Below are 19,894 nucleotides of genomic sequence, written 5' to 3'. Positions count from 1 at the left end.
GCGGGGGCGGGTGGAGCCGGTGTTTTCGGCGGCTCGGGCTTTTTCACCGGCTTGGGTTTTTCGACCGGCTTGGGCTTTTCGATGGGCTTGGGTTTCTCCACCGGCTTGGGCGGCGGCTTGAGCGCGTCTTCGTCTTCCACCGGTTGCTCGGGTTCGGGCGGCGGTGGCGGCGGCGGAGGTTCCGGGGCAGGCGGCGCGGGCGGGGTCGGGCTGCTCAGCTCGACGGTCATTTCCGGGATTTCCGGGGGCGTTTCCAGTGGCGCGGCGCGGGTCTGCTGGAAGAACCACCAGGCGCCACCATGGAGCAGGGCCGAGACCGTCACCAGCAACAGCACCTGGTGCTTGCTCAGGCCTCCGGGTTTCGATGCATTGCCCTTATAAGGACGGCCCCGCGCAACCTGGACGACGGCTTCATCGCCCAAGGGTCTCGGCAGGGTTCTGTTCTTTACCGCATCGTTCATTAAAGCTCCCTCGGTCGGATGAAGGGCAATAAGGCACCGTTCGAACATTGGCTGGAATGTTCGAAAGTCGGGTTTAACTTTTTCAAGGGTGAGCAAAAGCCGATAGTTGAACTATCTGGTTGAACGGCCTTGTGCAAACGAGTGGCTTATCGCCTTCGGCTTAGATTGTTCATTACCACTCCCTGGAAGATTGTTGTGGGATGAGTTGGTGTTTGTAATGCACCTGTCTCGTACTCGTTACATATAGCAACCGCTATGCCAGATTGTGTCGGTCTTTATGCAATTGGCGACGGCTCGTAGTGCATGTCGCATTTATATAAATTTGCGAGAAAAACTGGCGCAACAATATATATTCAGCGCCTCGAAAAGTTGACCGTAAATGCTTTTTACGGGCGAGCCTGCCTGCCCTGGGTTATCCGCTTTTCAGCCGGAAACAGGGGCGATCAATACCGTGGCCAACGCACTAAAAAGTGTCTGGCGAATTGATTTGGTGCAAATAAACAGTGACTAGCCGGTCATTGCCTGGAGGTCCTTGATCTTGTTGTTTTCAGGGCTCTGCGTAGGGCTTCTGTAGTCTTTTACGGCCCGCTCGGGGAGCATTCTTGAGTATCCATGGCGCGCTCGCCTGCCCGCCATTGAGCAGGGCGATGACGGGCCTCTTATTAGCCTGTTGGGGGTGCGGATAATTAACCGGTACGTACATTGAGTGTATGTAAACAGTGGTCCGCTCATTACCCAGTGGTCGATGGATTGATATTGAATTGCCTTATTGTCGGACAACGCTCTGATCATCCACTTTTAACGTGCTTTGGCACGTTTGTTTATTGTCGAATATGCAACGATAGAAATACGGCTTTCGCTCGGTGAAGTGTCACCGAGTGCAAAATGAAGTTGGCTGCTTAGTGGTTAAAAAACAGTCGACGATCGGTCTTGTCGAGGGTTCTTCCGTCGACGCTACTTGGACAGTGGCGAGACCGGGCTGGGGGCGAATGTTTGTGTCGGGATACGCTGGGCAGTACCTGGGAAGACTGGCTTGGATATCGGTACCGGGAGAGGGTCGGCCTTATAACAGCCACTACCGCCAACCTGAAAGTTGCCCCAGCGACTGGAGCAGGGGGCATCGCCAGAGGCTGGCACAGGCAGCGCCGCGTAGCGTGCGCAAGGTCGATCGTCGATGACGCACAGGGCGCGAGGGCCGGTCCGGGCAGGGCTGCCGGACGAGGCGGAACCAGGGGCGAAACGGTGGAGCCAATAGCGGAAAACGCCGGTGAACATGACTGCACATCGCACATGAGACTTCCTTATCGCCAGTCTCAGCTCAACGAGCTTTTGGCTCGCCGTCTGCACTTTATGGGGACGCGGATAGCGTCCGATGATTGCTATTGGTGCGGGTAGGCACCGTCGATGCGGCTCTTGCGGTGGCTCGATTCGCAAGCTGCAGGTGCATGGGAAAAACGTGCCAGTTCCAGGTACGTTCGTGCAATTTTCTTCGCCTATGCCCGCCAGGCCTTGTTTTGCGGGGCTGGCGGTGGGCAGCCGATGTTGGCGGGGCCGGCTCGCGATAAAAATCCTCGGGACGACAAGCTCGCCCGTGCCCATAAAAAAGCCCGGCGCATCAGGCCGGGCTTCTTGGGCTTTGCAGAGTGCTGCGACTCAACGACGGCGCACGAACCGGCGCCACAGCCAGACCCAGATCATCACCAGCGGGAAGGCCAGGATCAGGAATGGCAGCACGTAGCTGCCTTTCTCCAGGGCTTCGGCGGTGCCGTAGGCGAGGTTGTCCAGCAGGTTGTCGAACGCGCGTTGCAGTTTCGAGCCGCGCTGGCTGCTGTCGGTGGGCTCGAAGTTCAGGGTCAGGCGGTTGGTGTCGAGCCGGCGCTGGTGCCCGGCGGCGACCTGGGCCAGGGCCTGCAGGTCGTTCTCGATGCTTGCCTGTTCCTTGCTCAGGGCGATCAGGTCGCTGACGGTGATGTCCTTGCGCGCCGCCAACTGGTCGAGGCGTTGCTGCTGGGCCTTGAGCCGTTCCTGCTGGCGTTGTACGTCGGCCACGGCGTCGGCCAGGTCTTCGGCGCTGGTGATGCGTTCGCCGATTTCGGCGCCCTGGGCGGCCAGCGCGACTATCGGTTCGACGCCGTCGGGCACGATGCGCAGGATCACCTGGGCGCGGTACTGGCCTTGTTGCAGGCGCAGGATATTGCAGGCGCCGAACGTGGCGTTTTCGCAGGCTTCGCGGGTGGCGGCCAGGCGCGGCGCGATCTGCGCCGAGGGCAGCGACAGGCTCAGTTCATGTTCATAGGCCAGTTGCGCGCCGGCCTTGCCCTGGGCGCCGCCGACCGCCACCGAGGACGAACGATCGCTGGGGGAACAGGCGGCCAGCAGGGTGCTGAGCAGCACCACGGCGAGGCTGCGCAGCGGGGTGGGGGTGTCGTCCTGAGGGTGCATGGTCGCTCCTTGAAATAAATGATCGTGCCCGGGGCAGGCGGGACGGCTGCGTATCTTATCGTCGATTGCCCGGGGAGGGGCGGATGTCGTGTCGCCGCGCCTTATCGCCAGGGATTTGCCGGATGGATACGGCTGGGCGCGGGCACCGCTTCGGCGTACACCTCAGGGACCGATGACCCGTGCCTTGGTCATCGCCATCGGCAACGGAGACCTGTCATGAGCTCGCTCGAGTTACCCGAAGGTTATGCCCCCTTGTCCCGCAGCAGCCCGCTGCTGGAGCTGATCGGCCCGGTGTATTGCCGTGGCAGCGGCCTGCAACTGGAGATCGGCCTGCGCGCCGACCGCCGTCACGCCAACGGTCGTGGCACCGTGCACGGCGGCATCCTCGCCACCCTGGCCGATGTCGGCATGGGCTACGCCATGGCCTTCGCCAGCGATCCGCCGCTGCCATTGATCACCGCCAGCATGCACCTGGACTACCTCGGCGCGGTGCAGGTCGGCGAATGGATCGATGTGCGCCTGGAACATTCCAAGCGCGGCCGGCAGATGGCCTTTGCCACCGTCACCCTGCAGGTCGGCGAGCGGGTGGTGGCCAGGGCCAACGCGGTGTTCGCGGTGCCGGGTGGCTGAGGGCAGGGCAGGTGTGTGGGGCGCTTTTGCGAGCGCTTCGCGCTCGATCGCAGGCTTCGCCAGCGGCTACCGGGGAAGCGATCTGTGCCGTTGGCGGGAGGGGCAGTGGGCTTGTGTAGCCGCTGCCGCAGGCTGCGATCGAGCGCGCAGCGCTCGCAGGCAACCCCTCTTAGTCCGCTGGTGCCACTATCTGCTTCCACTCCAGGCCGAAGCGCGCCAGGTACTTGCGCAGGCGGTCGGCGTCATTGGGCTGGGCCTTGGTCTGGCGGGACACGCCAAACAGCTTGCGCCCGGCATCGGACAGGCTGTCGGCCTGGCGGCAGACCTCGATCACCGCCTGCAGTTGCAGGCGGTCGAACAGGTCGAGTTCGGCCGTGTCGCCCAGCAGGGTGGCCAGCGGATCCTGCTCCTGGCTCAAGCCCCAGGCATACCGTAGCCGCTCGATTTCTTCCTCGGCCTGGGCTTCGTCGATGCGCCCGCTGTCGGCCAGGGTGGCCATGCGGGTAATGGACGCCGACAGCTCGCGGAAGTTGCCCAGCCACGCCGCCTCGCTGGAACTGGCAAACGCCAGGTAGCGCCGCCGCGCCTCAAGGTTGAAGCGCACCAGGCGCCCTTGCTCGCGGGCGTGGCGTTCCAATTCGAAGTCGATGTTCGGCTCGATGTCCTCGCGCCGCCCGGCCAGCCCCGGCAGGTTGAAGGTCCAGAGGTTGATCCGCGCATACAGATCCTCGCGGAACAGGCCCTGGGCGACCCGGCCGCGCAGGTCGCGGTGGGTGCCGGCGATGATCAGGAAGTCGCTGTCCACTTCCTTGTCCGAGCCCATGGGGAAGAAGCGTTTCTCTTCGATGGCCTTGAGCAGCATCGCCTGTTCGTCGAGCCCCAACTCGCCGATCTCGTCGAGAAACAGCATGCCGCCGTCCGCCGCCCGCAACAGGCCGTCGCGGGCGTTCTGGGCACCGGTGAAGGCGCCCTTGAGATGCCCGAACAGCGCCGACATGGCGCCGTCGCCGCGCAGGGTGGCGCAGTTGACCTCGACAAAACGCCCCTGGACCTGGTGCCGGCCGCGCTTGAGTTCATAGATGCGCCGGGCCAGGAACGACTTGCCGGCGCCGGTGGGGCCGATCAGCAGCATCGGTGCCTTGGAGCGTACGGCCACCCGCTCGATCTGTTCGATGGAACGGTTGAACGCGGCGTTGCGGGTGGCGATCCCGGACTTGAGGAAGGCCAGGCCCTCCAGGCGCTTGCCGGCGAAGCGCGAGGCGATGCGGTCGTAGCGCGACAGGTCGAGGTCGATCAGGGCGTGGGTGCCGGTGGCGTGCTGCTCCGGGTCGCGGCGCCGCGCCGGGGAGGTCTGGATCAGCCGTGCCGGCAGGTAGCGCGCCTCGGTCAGCAGGAACCAGCAGATCTGCGCCACGTGGGTCCCGGTGGTGATGTGCACCAGGTAGTCCTCGCGCTCGGTGTCGAAGGGGTAGGCGCTGGTGAAGTCGTGCAGGGCGCCGTACACCTCCTCGAAATCCCAGGGGTTCTTCAGGCCCATGGGGTGCAGGCGCACCTCGGTCTGCGGCGATACCTGGCGAATGTCGCTGGCCACCCGCTCGGCCAGGCTGACGTCCCGGGCATCGACGCCGTGGATCAGCTCCAGGCGATGGATCAGCACGTCCTGCTGCTGGCACAGGCCGACACTGGGGCGCCAATGGTTCCAGCGGTTGGCGCCCTTGCCGACGCGATCGAGGGTGGAACCGACAAAACCTATGGCGATCGCGGGCTTGTTCGACATGTTTATACCTGAAGATAAAAAACGATAAACAAAGATATAAAATTATCAGGAGTTTTGTCTCGACGACTCGTCAATGAAAAATCATTTGAAAATAAAATCGTTATAAATCAATTAGTTAAAAAATAATTTGCGGAGAAAAATAAAATTGGCACAGCGGCTGCAATCTCTCTGGCAACGAACAAGACAACAGAGCGAGACGCCAAGATGGCCAACTTCCAGCTGTTCAACACCCAACAGGCCAAAGCGCCAGCGAGCAACACCCTGAACGCCGCCCAGGCCCCGGCCTATGCCTACAACGCCAAGCATCGCCTGGCCCAACTGGCGGTGACCGGTTGCTTGAACTCGACCTTCTACACCTCGCCCGAAGGCCAGCTGGAAGCGGTGCTGCAACTGGTGAACGAAGTCGACAGCCGTTTCGTCGCCCAGGCCGCGCGTTACGCTCGGCAACAGGGTCATATGAAAGACATGCCGGCCTTGCTGCTGGCGGCGCTGACCGCGCAACGCTCGGCCCTGGTGCCGGAGCTGTTCGCCCAGGTGGTGGACAACGGCAAGATGCTGCGCAACTTCGTGCAGATCCTGCGCAGCGGGGCGACCGGGCGTAAATCCCTGGGGTCGCAGCCCAAGCGCCTGGTACAGAACTGGTTGAACAGCGCCACCGAGCGCCAGCTGTTGCAGGCCTCGGTGGGCAACCAGCCGTCGCTGGCGGACGTGGTCAAGATGGTGCACCCCAAGCCAAGCGAGGCCTGGCGCGCAGCCTTCTTCGCCTGGTTGATCGGCAAGCCGGTGGAGGTGCAGGCGTTGCCTGAGCTGACCCGCGCCTTGCTGGCCTTTCGCAGCGGTGCGACCACGGTGGTGCCGCAGGTACCGTTCCAGTTGCTCGGCAACGAAACCCTGAGCCGCGAGCAATGGGCCGAACAGGCGCACAATATGGGCTGGCAGGGGCTGCGCATGAACCTCAACACCCTGGCCCGCCATGGCGCGTTCCAGGTGCCGGGTTGCACCGAGTATGTGGCGGCGCGGCTGGCGGATGCCGCCGAGGTGGCCAAGGCCCGGGTCTACCCGTACCAGTTGCTGGCGGCCTACCGCATGGCCGGGGACGAGGTGCCGCAGCCGGTGCGCGAGGCGTTGCAGGATGCCCTGGAGCTGTCGCTGGCCAACGTGCCGGCGCTGCAAGGTGCGGTGGTGGTGTGCCCGGATGTCTCGGGGTCGATGCACAGCCCGGTCACCGGTTATCGCCAGGGCGCCACCACGGCGGTGCGTTGCATCGATGTGGCGGCCCTGGTGGCGGCAGCGGTGTTGCGCAAGCAGCCGGCGGCGCGGGTCATGCCGTTCGAGGTCGGGGTGGTGGATATCAGCCTCAACCCGCGGGACAGCGTGATGAGCAATGCGCAGAAACTGGCGGCCATCGGCGGTGGCGGGACCAACTGCTCGGCGCCCCTGGCACAACTGGCCAACGCCAAGTGCAAGGTGGACACCCTGATCCTGGTCTCGGACAACGAGTCGTGGATCGATGCGCGGCGCCATGGGGCGACCGAGACCCTGCGCCAGTGGGAGCGGATCAAGGCCATCAACCCGCAGGCGCGGCTGGTGTGCATCGATATGCAACCCGGGGCCACCACCCAGGCGCCGGACCGCGAGGACATCCTCAACGTCGGCGGCTTCAGTGACGCGGTGTTCGATGTGATCCAGCAGTTCACCGCAGGCAACTACGGTACGCAGCACTGGGTCGAGGCGATCGAGGCGATGGCGCCCTGATCGGCAAGGCATGAGATAAACCGTGCGCCGCTCACCCGGCGCACGCCGAAGAATTTTTGTTCATAGGCCCTGAATGCCGCTGTGACTACATCCAAAGACGTCCCAGCAAATGTTGTCAGGGCCTGTGAAGGCACGAATGCCAGTGGCTGTACATCATGGTTATGCCGGTTCGATTCCGGCGATCAGTCACTTCTTTTGTCGTGCCACCTTTTTTGCGGTTTCAGCGACGAATGCTGATGGAACTACATCCCAGATTCGTGATGCGGGTTCGAGTCCCGCCGGTGCCTGAAAAGGCGCCGTAGTTCAAAGGTCAGAACACGAGTGCACGGTTTCATCGACCCTTGTCGTCGCAGTTTTTTCTCCCGCTCGAGCGGGATGGCAGCGAATGCCACAGGTACTACATCGTGTCGCGGGTTCGAGCCCCGCCAGCCGCAAGGCTGTAGCTCAGTCGGTAGAGCGCATGTGCCTGTTCTCTTGTCGCTGCCCGCAGGCCCTGCCTGCACCGATTGACCCGGCGAATGCCGGTGGAACTACAGGACAGCGTGGTCGCGGGTTCGATTCCCGCCAACCGCAAGGGGCTAGCTCAGTGGCAGAGCGCGCTGCATGTTCCGCCTTCACTGGTCGCCGTTTTATGCCGGACCACCGGCCACCGAACAAGGCTGGATTTTCAGCCACAGAAAAAAGAGTCAGGAACATGGAACACAAGACCTACCAACTGCTGGAAGTCGCCAACGGCAAGCCGATCAAGATGTGGACCGAGGGCGTGCCCGTGGAAAACGAAGCCCGCCAGCAACTGATGAACACCGCGAAGATGCCGTTCATCTTCAAGCACCTGGCGGTGATGCCGGATGTGCACCTGGGCAAGGGCTCGACCATCGGCAGTGTGATCCCCACCCTGGGCGCGATCATCCCGGCGGCGGTCGGGGTGGATATCGGCTGCGGCATGATCGCCGCCCGCACCTCGCTGACCGCAGCCGACCTGCCGGATAACCTGCACGGTTTGCGCAGCGCCATCGAACAGGCGGTGCCCCATGGCCGCACCTCGCCGCGCAGCGGCCGCGACAAGGGCGCCTGGGGCGACGTGCCGCGCCAGGCCGACCAGGCCTGGGCGGCCTTGCAGCCACGCTTCAAGGCGATCACCGACAAGTACCCGGCGCTGGCCAACAGCAACAACCGCCAGCACCTGGGCACCCTCGGCGGCGGCAACCACTTCATCGAGGTCTGCCTGGATGAGGCCAACCGGGTCTGGTTCATGCTCCACAGCGGTTCCCGTGGCGTGGGTAACGCCATCGGAAACCTGTTCATCCACCTGGCCCAGGCGGATATGCGCCAGCACATCGCCAACCTGCCGGACCGCGACCTGGCCTACTTCGAGGAAGGCAGCCGGCACTTCGACGATTACGTCGAGGCCGTGGCCTGGGCCCAGGATTTTGCCCGGCACAACCGTGAACTGATGATGCAACTGGTGATCCAGGCCACCCGCCAGGTGATCCGCAAGCCTTTCGAGGTGGCGCTGGAGGCCGTGAACTGCCACCACAACTACGTGCAGAAGGAACGCCACTTCGGTGAAGAGGTGCTGGTAACCCGCAAGGGCGCGGTGTCGGCGAAGAAGGGCGAGCTGGGGATCATCCCGGGATCGATGGGTGCCAAGAGCTTCATCGTTCGCGGGCTGGGCAACGAGGAGGCGTTCTGCTCCTGCAGCCACGGTGCCGGGCGCACCATGAGCCGCACCAAGGCCAAGAACACCTTCACCCTGGCCGACCAGATCCGCGCCACCGCCCATGTGGAATGCCGCAAGGACACCGCGGTGATCGATGAAATCCCGATGGCCTACAAGGACATCGACCAAGTCATGCACGCCCAGCGCGAGCTGGTGGAAGTGCTGCACACCCTGCGTCAGGTGGTGTGCGTCAAGGGGTAGAACAATGCACGACATGGACGCAGTAATAGAGGCCCCGCCCAGCTGGCATTACCAGCTGAGCGACTACGAAGCCCGCCGGGTGCGGGAAGTGTTGGACACCCTGGACAGGCACAGCGCCTTGCTGGAACTGAGCCGCTTCGGCAACGGGTTCGTGCGGCAGGCCGCGGTGCGTGGATTGTCCGCGCAGCCATCGGTCGAGGCCTTGGCGGCGCTGCTGGAACGCCTCAACGATTGGGTGCCCCAGGTTCGCCAGGAAGCGGCTGCGGCGCTTGAGTTTTATCTGGTGCCAGAGCGTGCCGGTTTGCTGTTGCAGGCCCTGGCGCCGTTGCTGGCCCTGGCCGACAAACAGCGGGCGGACCATGGCGTCACCCTGGAGCGGGCGCGTTCGGTGTTGCTGCTGGCCCAGGTACGGCCCGAGGTGGAAAGCGCCTTTGGCAGCTGTCGGGGCAAAGCCGCGCGCTTTGTCTTCGAGCTGTTGCTGGAAGGCGTGGAGGACCGCGTGGCGCTGCTGGCGATTGCCTTGCGCCACCCCGAGGTCAGCGTGCGGCAGATGGCAGTAGATGCCTGCGCCGAACTGCCCGACGAGCAGGCGGTGCCTTTGCTGGAAGCGGTGATGCGCAGCTGTGGCGCCAGTGTGCGGGTCAAGGCCTTGCGACTGCTGTTGTCACGCTTGGCCGATTGTCGCGGGTACCTGGCGCAGGCCCTGCTCGACCCTTCGGGGGCCTTGCGTTGCCTGGCCCATTGGGCCGCGCCACGCCATGGGCTGGACCCACGGCAAGTGCTGCTGGACCGGTTGCAGCAGCCGGCTCCGGGCAACAAGCGCGAGTGGCTGGGCCTGCTGGGGCTGGTCAGGGAACTGCGGGAGCCGCAGGCCGACGCCATGCTGCAACAGGCCCTGGCCTCGAAGGCGCTGAACGTGCGCCTGCTGGCCCTGCAGACCCTCGGCGAACGTGGCCTGGCCCAGCAGCTGGCGGCCCTGGACGATCCGTCGGACAAGGTCTTCAACTGCGCCCTCGACCTGCTGCGCGAGCAGCCCTGGGCGGCGTTCGAAGAGGCCCTGGAACAGCGGCTGGAGCAGCACTGGCATGCGCTGCCGCAGGCGCGTCGCTGGGCCTTGCTGGGGCTCAAGCCGGGCTGGCGCCAGTTGCAATACCTGCTGTGTCGCCTGGATCGGGCGGGCAGCGAAGCCGCTTATTGGCGCGAGGCCCTGGCCCGTTGGTGCGATGCCCGCTACGCGATGTTCGACCCGGTGACCCCCAAGCCACTGCGAGAAGCACTGGCGCAGCGGTTGCAAGCGATGGAGGAGGCCGGTGAACTGCCTCGCGGATCGCTCAAGCGCCTGTTGTGAATACCGATGTACAAGGCGATCAGGCCAGCGCTGAGGTGCTGGCGATCGTCGATTGAACAGGACAAGGAATCATGCAATTCAATGAACGCTACCCGCTGAGCAGCGCCATGCGCGAGCGGGTACTGGATGAGCTGGCGCGGATCGAGCGCGAGCGTAACGTGCAGGTGTTGTATGCCTGCGAATCGGGCAGCCGGGCCTGGGGCTTTGCCTCCACCGACAGCGATTACGATGTGCGGTTCGTCTATGTGGAGAAGCCCGAGTGGTTCATCCAGGTGGACGCCGGGCGGGACGTGATCGAGCGGCCGCTGGACGACGAGCTGGACATCAGCGGCTGGGAGTTGCGCAAGACCCTCGGGCTGCTGCGCAAGTCCAACCCGACCCTGCTGGAGTGGCTGGATTCGCCCCTGGTGTATCGCAGCGAGCCGGCGGCAACCGCGCGCCTGCGAGAGTTGGCGGAGGCCTTCTACAGTCCGCCGGCGGCACGCAATCACTACCTGTCGATGGCCAGGAAGAACTTTCGCGGCTACCTGCAAGGCGACAGCGTGCGGTTCAAGAAGTACTTCTACGTGCTCCGGCCGTTGCTCGCGGTGCGCTGGATTGATCAGGGGCGCGGCCGGCCGCCGATGACCTTCGCCGAGCTGCTGGGCACCGTCGACCATCGGCCACTGCTGGACGAGGTGGATGAGTTGCTGGCATTGAAGCGCAGCGCCGACGAGGCCGCTTACGGGCCGCGGCGCCCGGCGCTGCACGCCTTTATCGCCGCTGAACTGGAGCGCCCGGTGCCCAAGCTGGCGCGCACCCATCAAGACAACGCTGTGCTGGACGCCTACTTGCGAGACAGCGTCCGGCACTACGCCTGAGGAATGTGATGAAACAGGATGTCATCGAACTGGACGGCGCCATCGGCGGCGGCCAGGTCCTGCGCAGTGCCCTGAGCCTGTCGATGCTCACCGGCAAGACCCTGCGCATCCACAATATACGGGCCCGGCGCAGTCGCCCGGGGTTGCTGCGCCAGCACCTGACCGCGGTGCTGGCGGCGGCGCAGGTCTGCGCGGCCAGGGTTTCGGGCGCCGAACTGGGTTCCCGGGCGCTGACCTTCGAGCCGGGGCCGATTCGCGGCGGCGACTACCGTTTCGCCATCGGCACCGCCGGCAGCTGCACCCTGGTGTTGCAGACCCTGCTGCCGGCCCTGTTGCAAGCCCCGGAGCCCAGCCGCGTGAGCATCAGCGGCGGCACCCACAATCCGCTGGCACCGCCGGTGGATTTCCTCCAGCAGGCCTGGCTGCCGCAACTGCGGCGCATGGGTGGGCAGGTGGAGTTGCAGCTGCTGCGCCATGGTTTCGTTCCCGCCGGCGGTGGCGAACTGCAAGCCTTTATCCAGCCCTCGACCCTGCAACCCCTGCACCTGGAACAGCGTGGCGAGCTGCTCGGGCGTCGGGCCTGGGCCCTGAGCGCCGGCCTGCCGGAGCATGTGGCGGAGCGCGAATTGCGCCGGGTCGGCACTCGCCTGGACCTGCCTCGGGAACACCTGAGCCCGGTGCGCCTGGATGAGCAATGCGGTCCGGGCAACGTGCTGTTGCTGGAGTTCGTCTTCGAGCACCTGACCGAGCTGTTCAGCGGTTTTGGCCAGAGCAGCCTGCGGGCCGAAAGCGTGGCCGATCGGGCCATCGACCAGGCCCGCGAGTGGCTGGATTCCGGTGCCGCGCTGGCCGAGCACCTGGCCGATCAGCTGCTGCTGCCCATGGCCCTGGCCGGCGGCGGAAGCTTCACCACCCCACGCATGAGCGAGCACCTGCAGAGCAATATCCGGGTGATCGAGGCGTTTTTGCCGGTGCGTATCGACTGTTCGACGGGCGCTCACGGGGTGCTGCGCATCGAGGTTCTACCCCGCGCCATTGAGCGCAATGTCTGCGTTGCCGGACCTACTGAACACGAGAGTATTTGATGAATATCACTGAAGTCTTTTTGCAGAAGAAACTGCGCCTTACCGAACAGCTGTTGCAGGGGTTCGATATTGCCAATGATCTGGCGGTTTACGGTCAGAAAACCACGATCAAGGATGGGGTGTCGCATAGCTATATCGATGCAAAAACCTATCACCCCTCATTGGTCCGCAAGTCTCTGGACAGCCATGAGCATCTCTCGATGTTCCCCGTGGTCTTTGACTATTTGGACCTGATAGTCGACCAGCACTACGGGACGAGCGACAAGTTGTTCCGGGACAAGCTGAGTATTTTCCGGCGCCAGAATCGGCAGCCCGATCCGTTGCTCAGGCATATCGAGATCATGGTTTTCGATTACGCGATCACGGTGCGCAACAAGCTTGTCCATCACAAGACCCGATTTTCCGCGTGCGGCAAGTTTTTAGAAGTAAAAGGCGGCATGAGGCTGGAGATCGCGTGCTTCGGGATGCTCAACCGATTGATCCACTCCCTGGTGCGGCGTATGCGGGCTCCCAAACCGATGAGCCTTTATCGGCGGGCGCTGCTGGTGAGTGCTTATCGCGCGGTGTTCGGGCATCTGGATCGCAGGCTTGATGGGTTGCTTGCCAGGGGGCTACGGTTGCCTTCGATGAATATCACCTATTCTCGTTATCTGGTTGATATGGCCCAGGAGGAGGTGGCCGAGGACGTGGTGCTGTTCGATAAGCTGGCACGGTTTCCGGACCCTACCGGTTATCCCGATCGCCAAGCCTTCCTCAAGGCGCATCCGGACCCCGACCGCAAGATCATGTATGGCGGTTTCACCTATCGCCTGAGCTACCGTGGGACCGTTCTGCGCGTGCCAGCCGAGGCTATCCATCAGCATCCGACCTATCGCCTCGCGGACTTCCAGCACTGGAGTGAACAACCCGGGTAAGCAACCCGTCAGATGTAAGGCCCAGTCAAGCGAGGGGATGGTCATGTATCAACTTTATGGGACCCAAGGCTCCGGCTCGGCCATCGTCGAGATTGCCCTGGAGTGTTGCCAGGTGCCGTACCGCATCGTCGAGGCCTCGTCCTGGGCGCCGTCGCCCGGGGCCGATGAGCTGGCGCGGCTCAATCCGCTGAAACAGGTCCCGACCCTGCAACTGCCGGACGGCAGTGTCCTCACCGAGAGCGCGGCGATCCTGATCGAGCTGGGTTTGCGTTATCCGCGCTCGGCGCTGCTGCCCGAGGATGAGAGCGCCCGGGCGCAGGCCATTCGCGGGCTGGTGTTTATCGCCGCCAATTGCTACTCGGCGATCAGCGTGATCGATTACCCGGAACGCTGGCTGCAGGGCGCCGATGAAGCGCTGAGGGCGCGGGTACGGGACGCGGCCCATGAGCGCCTGCACCGCAACTGGGAGGTGTTCGCCGATCAGTTCGCCACACAGCTGTACGCCAGCGGTTCACCCCTGGCGGCCCTGGATTTCCAGGCGGCGGTGGTGTCGCGCTGGTGCGGCACGCGCGAGCATCTGCGGCGCGAACGCCCCGAGTGTTGCGATCTGCTGGAGCGCATCGACCGCCACCCGCAGGTGGCGCAGGTGCTGGCGCGGCATTGGCCGGACTGAATACGGCAGGGCGCGAGGCAGCAAAAGCCGTCGATGGTTGGGCGCGAGGCTTTTATACTCGCCGGCTTTCTTCAGGCTCATGTTTCATCGCCTATCGCTCATCTGCCCACTTTCAAGAGGAATGCCCCTTGGCCAACGAAACGGATCAGGATTTCTACAACCGCGCCGATGCCATCATCGAACTGGCAAACACCCATATCGGCGACAGCAGCCGCGGCAAGGCCAGTGCCTCGCTGATGTACGCCAACTCGCGTTTTGCCGCCTGGGTCAGCGCCTGCGGTTGCCGCAACGCCGAAGAACTGGCGGCGGCCAAGCAGCAGGCGGTGGATTATTTCGTCGAGGAATTCCGCCTGATGATGGAAGAAAACCTTACCGACTACATCGAGAATTTCTCGCGGTACATGAGCCCCCAGCAAGACTGAATCCTTCCCCCCCGACAGGCTTCACAGCCCAGCTGTGAAGCTGTCCCGGCACTCGACTCCTGGCTCTTCGGAGCATGGGCGCTCCGCGGTTTTTTATAGCCTTGTGGCGTCTGCATCTGGCCGTGCATAGCGCTTTGATCTGAGGGCGGCGGGGCTGCGGCAACCGCTGGTCCAGTTGTCTCCCGGGCGCCCCGGGAGCCGGCAATCGCTCGACTACACTGCGCCTGCGGCAGGCAATCCAGGGGCGTTTAATATCCCTCCGGGATGAGCACGGTCATGAGTTGCCAAGGCATTGCTGCGCCTGTGGTTACACCAGGGAACCTACCCAATCAGCAAGGAGTGCCAAACATGATCGTTCTTCCTCAACGTGTGATTGAAAACGGTACTGTCATCTCGCTACGCGGCGACTCGGGCAACTACATGTCGCGGATGGGCGCGACCGGGCTCGAACTGTCCAAGGGCGCCATCGACCAGTACTGCAAGTTCAGGGTCACCCTGATCCAGATCGGCAACGACAAGAAGCTGGCATTGCAGGGCGACACCAACAAGTTCATGTCGCGGATGGGGGCGACGGGGCTTGAACTGTCCAAGGACAGCATCGATCAGTACTGCCAGTTCTCCTATGCCATCGACACCGCCAGCGGGCAGATTTCCCTGCGTGGCGACAACGGCAAGTGGATGTCGCGCATGGGCGAGACCGGGCTTGAATTGTCCAAGGACGGCATCGATCGCTACAGCCAGTTCCTGGTGGTGGTCGAGGGCTAGCGCCAGGCGGTACTCGGCGTCGGGGCAGGTTTTTTGATTGGCGTGGCCAGCACTCCAGCGGCTGGCCACGAAGTCCCGGCGTCGATCAAGGGGCGATGCCTGGAAGGGGGGACAGGCAGATCGTCCCCCGCTTACCTGTGACGTTGCGTCTCAGGCCCTTACAACCCCATCTCCAGTTCCAGCAGGTCCGCCAGCGGCTGGCGCCGGCGGATCAGTTTCACCTGGCCATCCTCGAACAGCACCTCCGGCAGCAGCGGCCGGCTGTTGTAGTTGGAGGACATGCTGGCGCCATAGGCACCGGTGTCGTGGATCACCAGCAGGTCGCCGACCCGGGCCTGGGGCAGCAACTGCGGGGTCAGGCTTTCGTCGTCCTGGGTGAAGATATCGCCGGACTCGCACAGCGGGCCGCCGACCACGGTGGGCCGCAGTGGACGCTGCACCGCCTGGCCGTTGGCGTCGATCAGGCTCATGGCGTGATAGGCGCCGTACATGGCCGGGCGCATCAGGTCGTTGAAGCCGGTGTCGGCCAGCACGAAGTGATGATTGCCGGCGTCTTTCACCACCCGCACTTCGCTGACCAGGCAGCCGGCCTCGGCCACCAGGAAACGCCCGGGTTCGATTTCCATGCGCACGCCGTGGCCGAGCCAGGCTTCGATTTCCTCGCGGGCCTGGCGCCAGGCATTGGCATAGCGCCGCACGTCCACCGGCTCGTCGCCCGCGCGGTATGGGGTGGACAGGCCGCCGCCGATGGAGAAGGCCTCGATGTCGTGGTCCAGGGACTTGACCGCCGCCACCATGGCCGCGCCGACCTGCTCCAGGTGTCCGTAGTCCACGCCGGAACCGATGTGCATGTGCAGGCCCACCAGCTTCAGGCCGTACTGGCGGATCACCGCGAGAGCTTCGCCGACCTGCTCGTGCCAGATGCCGTGCTTGCTGTTTTCGCCGCCGGTGTTGGTTTTGCGGCTATGGCCGTGGCCGAAGCCCGGGTTGATCCGCAGCCACACGCGGTGGCCCGGGGATTTCTCGCCAAGCTGGCGCAGCATGTCGATGGAACCGGCGTTGACCTCGATGTTCAGCTCCACCACCCGTTGCAGGGTGGCGGTGTCGAACAGGTCGCAGGTGAAGACGATGCCGGCCGGATCGCCCTCCGGGCTGAACCCGGCCAGCAACGCCCGTTCGATTTCCCCCAGGGACACCGCGTCCACCCGCACCCCGGCCTCGCGGATCAGGCGCAGCACCTGCAGGTTGGAGCAGGCTTTCTGCGCGTAACGCACCACGTCGAAGGCCTTCAGTTGCTGGATGCGCACCTTGATGGTCCGCGCGTCGTAGCACCACAACGGGGTGCCGTACTGGCGGGCGGCGGCGGTCAGTTGCTCGGGAGAAAAGGGAATGGCCATGGCAATCGTCTGTGGCGAAGAAGGAGGCCTGCATGATGCCGAGGGCGGCGTATTCAATAAAATATCTATTCTTTGTATCTCGATTCAGTTCTGATATGGCTTGTGTGAATCAACGTCTCAAACCGAGGAGCGAGCGGTGGACATTTCCCTACGGCATATCGAGGTGTTCCGCGCCATCATGCAGGCCGGCAGCGTCACCGGCGCCGCGCGCCTGCTGTTCACCTCGCAACCCACGGTCAGCCGCGAGCTGGCGCGGCTGGAGAGCCTGTCCGGGCTGAGCCTGTTCGACCGCGAGGGCGGCCGCCTGCTGCCGACCGCCCAGGCGATGCTGTTGCTGGAAGAAGTGGAGCGCGCCTATGTCGGCCTGGAGCGGATCAACAGCGTGGCGCAATCGATCCGCCGCTTCGAGCACGGCCAGTTGAGCCTGACCTGCCTGCCGCTGTTCTCCCAGACCTTGCTGCCGCGGGTGTGCAAGCACTTCCAGGAGCAACACGCCGGCATCGGCCTGAGCATCACCGCCCAGGAATCGCCCTTGCTGGAAGAGTCCCTCAGCGCCCAGCGCCACGACCTGGGCCTGACCGAAAGCGAACACCTGCCACGGGGCACCCAGGGCGAACTGCTGTTTTGCGCCGACATGGTGTGCATCCTGCCGGAAGGGCACCCGTTGCTGGCCAAGCCGCTGCTGCACAGCGAAGACTTTCGCGGGGTGGATTTCATCAACCTGTCAGGCCTGGACATTTATCGTCAGACCCTCGACGAGCATTTTCGCCAGGCCGGCGTCGACCGCCGGGTGGTGATCGAGACCACCAATGCCGCCTCGGTCTGCGCCATGGTGCGCCAGCAGCTGGGGGTGGCGATCATCAACCCGCTGAGTGCCATGGAGGAGGCGGGCAGGGGCCTGGCGATCCGCCCGCTGCAGTTGTCGGTGCCGTACCGGGTGATGCTGATCCGCCCGGATTTCCGGCCATCGTCGATTTTCGTCGAGGCCTTCTGCGCCTCCTTGAAACAGGAGGCCTCGGTGTTGGCCGCCGCCCTCGAGCGCCGGCTGCGGCGGGAGTGAAGGCAGCAGGGCCGCCGTTGTGCGCCTAGGCTTGAAGCGACCGGTAGCGTTTGTACCCCTTGAGGACTGTCTGTCATGTCGGAACCTGCAATGAGCGACACCGGAAAGCCCCTGAGCCGCGGCATTCCGCGCACGGTCTGGGCGCTGGGATTCGTCAGCCTGTTCATGGACGTGTCGTCCGAGCTGGTGCACAGCTTGTTGCCGCTGTACATGGTCGGCACCCTGGGCATCAGCATGCTGGCGGTCGGCATCATCGAAGGCGTGGCGGAAGCCACGGCGCTGATCGTGAAAGTCTTTTCCGGCGCCCTCAGCGACTTCATCGGCCGGCGCAAGGAACTGCTGCTCTTGGGTTACGGCCTGGCGGCGCTGACCAAGCCGCTGTTCCCCCTGGCGAGTTCGGCGGAACTGGTGTTCAGCGCGCGCCTGCTGGACCGCATCGGCAAGGGCATTCGCGGCGCGCCACGGGATGCCCTGGTGGCGGATGTGGCCCCGGCACAAATTCGCGGCGCCTGTTTTGGCCTGCGCCAGTCGCTGGACACCGTGGGGGCGTTCCTCGGCCCGATCCTGGCCATCGGCCTGATGCTGTGGCTGGCCAACGATATTGCCCAGGTCCTGTGGCTGGCGGTGATTCCCGCGGCGCTGGCCGTGGCGCTGTTGGTCTTCGCCATCCGCGAACCCGAGCACACCCCCGGCAGCCGGCACTTCCAGTCGCCATTGCGCCTGGCCTCGCTGCGGCGGTTTTCCCGGCATTACTGGTGGGTGGTTGCCATCGGCGCGGCTTTCACCCTGGCCCGTTTCAGTGAGGCGTTCCTGGTGCTGCGGGCCCAGCAACTGGGCTTCGCCGCCGCCTGGGTGCCGCTGGTGATGGTGGTCATGGCCGGGTTCTACATGGTCTCGGCCTATCCGGTCGGCAAATGGTCGGACCGCATCAACCGCAGCGCCTTGCTCAGCGTCGGCCTGCTGTTGCTGATCCTCGCCGACCTGGTGTTGGCCTATGCCGAGTCGGTGCCGCTGGTGCTGCTCGGCGTCGCCCTGTGGGGCCTGCACATGGGCTTCAGCCAGGGCATCCTCGCCACCCTGGTGGCCGACACCACGCCCGCCGACCTCAAGGGCACGGCCTTTGGCGTGTTCAACCTGTTGAGCGGAATGGCCCTGCTGCTGGCCAGCGTGATCGCCGGCTGGCTGTGGCAGGCCCATGGCGCGGCGCTGACGTTCTACGCCGGAGCGGGGTTTGCCGGCTTGTCGCTGCTGTTGTTGATGGGCAAGCCGAAGTCGCCGTGACAGCCTCAGGGGGGCAAGGCGCTAATGGCTCCCGCCAGGCTGATCGGCCGACAGGCTCCAGACAATCGAGCTGAGGAGGCCCAGGTCGAGCAACAGGGCCTGCGAGCGCAGGACCTTGCGCAAGGGGGTGTAGTCGGCCTTGGTCGCCTTGAAACTGGACCTTTCCAGCACATGGATATGCCGGGTCACCACAGTGACGGCGAGGTTGGCCAGCTGTTTCTCGGTGTCGGGCACCGCGATATCCAACTCTTGCAAGCGCTTCTGGAAGGCGCTGATGGCGTCTTTTTCACTGTCATCCCGGGGCTGGTAGAGGATCTTCTGCTCGGGGGCGCTTGCAGTGACTTTCTTGTACAGGGCGACCGACTCGTTGAAGTGCTCCAGGGCTGCTGCCTTGGCCTCGGTGGCATGCAGGGTGTCCCGCAGTTCGAGGTACATCAGCATTTCGTGGAACTTCTGCAAGCCTCGGTGCAGCTCGGCGCCGGCGTTGGTCGAGAGTTTCTCGAGTCCTTTTCTGTCCGCGTCGAAGGAGGGGCCGGCACTGGCCTGGAGGCTGGCCAGCCCCGCCAGCACTATGCAAAAGCCGGTGTAGAGCAGGCATCTGATCGGGCGCATGTTCCGCTCCTCGTTATCGGGTCGATGAAGCAGGCAAAGGACTGGGTGGCATACCGGGCTCTGCCCATGCAGGCTTGAGCGCTGTGATCCGGCTTCGACGGATAAGGCTCCACGCACCGGGCTGGACTGTTTCAGCCGTGAGTCAGTGGGCAGGAAGGAGCGGAAAACGAGTCTCGCCAGCCGCATGAGTTGAATGTAGCTGACGGATGGGTGGCTGCCAGCGGCCTCCGTCCGGCGTCTGCCGGGCCGCAAAACGAACCCGGCGCACCCTGGGGTGCGCCGGGCGTATTGCCGGCCAGCCGCCGGATGTCGTGGGTCCGAGGGCCGGCCGTGGTGCGCGGTAAGCGTTAGCGTTCGATGGCCAATGCCACGCCCTGGCCGCCACCGATGCACAAGGTCGCCAGGCCTTTTTTCGCATCGCGCTTGAGCATTTCGTGCAGCAGGGTCACCAGCACCCGGCAGCCCGAGGCGCCGATCGGGTGGCCGAGGGC

The 19,894-nt window shown here is 64.2% G+C and carries 16 protein-coding genes, 1 tRNA gene and 2 pseudogenes; 13 read left to right on the top strand and 6 right to left on the bottom strand.

What is annotated here, in order from left to right:
* Window positions 1-461 (bottom strand): annotated as a pseudogene (locus tag AC07VU_RS30710) (energy transducer TonB); the annotation flags it as partial.
* 1,653 nt (window positions 462-2,114) lie between these two features.
* On the bottom strand, window positions 2,115-2,903 hold the full coding sequence (locus tag AC07VU_RS30705; protein WP_274306335.1) for a DUF4349 domain-containing protein: 789 nt from the start codon (window positions 2,901-2,903) through the stop codon (window positions 2,115-2,117).
* Window positions 2,904-3,119: 216 nt separating this feature from the next.
* Between AC07VU_RS30705 and AC07VU_RS30700 the strand changes: the two genes are divergently transcribed.
* Window positions 3,120-3,533, top strand: a complete 414-nt coding sequence (locus AC07VU_RS30700; protein WP_274306336.1) for a PaaI family thioesterase — start codon at window positions 3,120-3,122, stop codon at window positions 3,531-3,533.
* Window positions 3,534-3,702: 169 nt separating this feature from the next.
* Here the strand turns inward: AC07VU_RS30700 and rtcR are convergent, their stop codons facing one another.
* Window positions 3,703-5,310 (bottom strand): RNA repair transcriptional activator RtcR, encoded by a 1,608-nt coding sequence (rtcR, locus tag AC07VU_RS30695; RefSeq protein WP_495031026.1) that lies wholly within the window; start codon window positions 5,308-5,310, stop codon window positions 3,703-3,705.
* A gap of 204 nt (window positions 5,311-5,514) precedes the next feature.
* Here rtcR and AC07VU_RS30690 point away from each other — a divergent pair, with 204 nt between their 5' ends.
* From AC07VU_RS30690 to AC07VU_RS30645, 10 genes are all read left to right on the top strand, one after another.
* A complete protein-coding gene (locus AC07VU_RS30690) occupies window positions 5,515-7,065 on the top strand; it encodes an RNA-binding protein (protein ID WP_495031025.1) in 1,551 nt (516 codons plus the stop codon).
* Between the two features lie 433 nt (window positions 7,066-7,498).
* Window positions 7,499-7,635, top strand: a tRNA-OTHER gene (locus tag AC07VU_RS30685).
* 124 nt (window positions 7,636-7,759) lie between these two features.
* On the top strand, window positions 7,760-8,986 hold the full coding sequence (locus AC07VU_RS30680; RefSeq protein ID WP_062822856.1) for an RtcB family protein: 1,227 nt from the start codon (window positions 7,760-7,762) through the stop codon (window positions 8,984-8,986).
* Window positions 8,987-8,990: 4 nt separating this feature from the next.
* A complete protein-coding gene (locus tag AC07VU_RS30675) occupies window positions 8,991-10,334 on the top strand; it encodes a PBS lyase (RefSeq protein ID WP_495031024.1) in 1,344 nt (447 codons plus the stop codon).
* Window positions 10,335-10,405: 71 nt separating this feature from the next.
* Complete coding sequence (locus tag AC07VU_RS30670; protein WP_495031023.1) at window positions 10,406-11,194, top strand: nucleotidyltransferase domain-containing protein; 789 nt, start codon at window positions 10,406-10,408, stop codon at window positions 11,192-11,194.
* Window positions 11,195-11,202: 8 nt separating this feature from the next.
* Window positions 11,203-12,279, top strand: a complete 1,077-nt coding sequence (rtcA, locus tag AC07VU_RS30665) for an RNA 3'-terminal phosphate cyclase (protein ID WP_495031022.1) — start codon at window positions 11,203-11,205, stop codon at window positions 12,277-12,279.
* Window positions 12,279-13,193, top strand: a complete 915-nt coding sequence (locus tag AC07VU_RS30660; protein WP_495031021.1) for a hypothetical protein — start codon at window positions 12,279-12,281, stop codon at window positions 13,191-13,193. Before rtcA ends, AC07VU_RS30660 begins: the two co-directional genes overlap by 1 nt.
* A 43-nt stretch (window positions 13,194-13,236) precedes the next feature.
* Window positions 13,237-13,866: a glutathione S-transferase family protein gene (locus tag AC07VU_RS30655; protein WP_277588380.1), complete on the top strand. Its 630-nt coding sequence runs from the start codon at window positions 13,237-13,239 to the stop codon at window positions 13,864-13,866.
* 128 nt (window positions 13,867-13,994) lie between these two features.
* Entirely contained in the window at window positions 13,995-14,288 is a 294-nt protein-coding gene (locus tag AC07VU_RS30650) for a DUF3144 domain-containing protein (RefSeq protein ID WP_062822851.1), read from the top strand.
* Window positions 14,289-14,636: 348 nt separating this feature from the next.
* A complete protein-coding gene (locus tag AC07VU_RS30645) occupies window positions 14,637-15,053 on the top strand; it encodes a fascin domain-containing protein (protein ID WP_007932660.1) in 417 nt (138 codons plus the stop codon).
* Window positions 15,054-15,211: 158 nt separating this feature from the next.
* Here the strand turns inward: AC07VU_RS30645 and lysA are convergent, their stop codons facing one another.
* Window positions 15,212-16,450, bottom strand: a complete 1,239-nt coding sequence (lysA, locus tag AC07VU_RS30640; RefSeq protein WP_274306345.1) for a diaminopimelate decarboxylase — start codon at window positions 16,448-16,450, stop codon at window positions 15,212-15,214.
* Window positions 16,451-16,586: 136 nt separating this feature from the next.
* Here lysA and AC07VU_RS30635 point away from each other — a divergent pair, with 136 nt between their 5' ends.
* Window positions 16,587-17,510, top strand: coding sequence for a LysR family transcriptional regulator (locus tag AC07VU_RS30635; RefSeq protein WP_007932667.1), 924 nt, complete (start codon window positions 16,587-16,589; stop codon window positions 17,508-17,510).
* A gap of 90 nt (window positions 17,511-17,600) precedes the next feature.
* Window positions 17,601-18,791: an MFS transporter gene (locus AC07VU_RS30630; protein WP_495031020.1), complete on the top strand. Its 1,191-nt coding sequence runs from the start codon at window positions 17,601-17,603 to the stop codon at window positions 18,789-18,791.
* 21 nt (window positions 18,792-18,812) lie between these two features.
* On the opposite strand, the gene AC07VU_RS30625 is transcribed toward AC07VU_RS30630, so the two are convergent.
* Window positions 18,813-19,403: a hypothetical protein gene (locus AC07VU_RS30625; protein WP_495031019.1), complete on the bottom strand. Its 591-nt coding sequence runs from the start codon at window positions 19,401-19,403 to the stop codon at window positions 18,813-18,815.
* A 347-nt stretch (window positions 19,404-19,750) separates the two neighbouring features.
* A pseudogene (locus AC07VU_RS30620) lies at window positions 19,751-19,894 on the bottom strand (acetyl-CoA C-acetyltransferase); the annotation flags it as partial.

Source organism: Pseudomonas sp. GW821-FHT02B10, from assembly GCF_059421865.1.
This window is presented reverse-complemented; position numbering and strand designations above follow the sequence as displayed.